The 531-nt window shown below is 63.3% G+C and carries 1 protein-coding gene; it reads left to right on the top strand.

Annotation, left to right across the window (positions count from 1 at the left end; genetic code table 11):
• Window positions 1-101 precede the first annotated feature (101 nt).
• Window positions 102-368, top strand: coding sequence for a Txe/YoeB family addiction module toxin (locus tag ACFQPD_RS11050; protein ID WP_385900708.1), 267 nt, complete (start codon window positions 102-104; stop codon window positions 366-368).
• Window positions 369-531 lie beyond the last annotated feature (163 nt).

Below are 531 nucleotides of genomic sequence, written 5' to 3'. Positions count from 1 at the left end.
ATCCAGGAGACGCTGTTCCTTGAGTCGGTACCGGGGTTGGCCGATTCCATCCGGCGCGCCCGCGCGGAGGGCGTCGACGCGGGCTCGACCGAGCTTGACTGGTGAGTCCCTGGACTCTGGTGTACTCACGCCAAGCCCAGAAGGACGCCAAGAAGCTGGCCTCCTCAGGGCTGAAGACGAAGGCGCAGCACCTGCTTCAGGTTCTGGCCCAGGACCCGTTCACCACGCCACCCAAGTGCGAGAAGTTGGTCGGCGACCTCGCTGGCTGCTACTCACGGCGCATCAACATCCAGCACCGACTTGTCTATGAGGTGCTCCCTGATCGCCACGTCGTCCACATCCTGAGGATGTGGACCCACTACGAGTAGCCACTCACCGAACGTCCGATCATGCCGCCGACCGAGCGTACGTTTCTCGCGTTTGCATGTCCAGCTGCGCTCCGCCTTGAGAAGTCTGATTCGGTCGGGTTCGCGCGATCGTGATCCTGGGCTTGAGTCGGCGGGTCTTCGACGTCGAACTCGTGGGCCTGCG

This window comes from Tessaracoccus sp. O5.2, from assembly GCF_964266725.1.
GTDB classification, from domain to species: domain Bacteria; phylum Actinomycetota; class Actinomycetes; order Propionibacteriales; family Propionibacteriaceae; genus Arachnia; species Arachnia lapidicapta.
The sequence above is the reverse complement of the archived record's forward strand: the minus strand, read 5'-3'. Positions and strand labels throughout refer to the sequence as shown.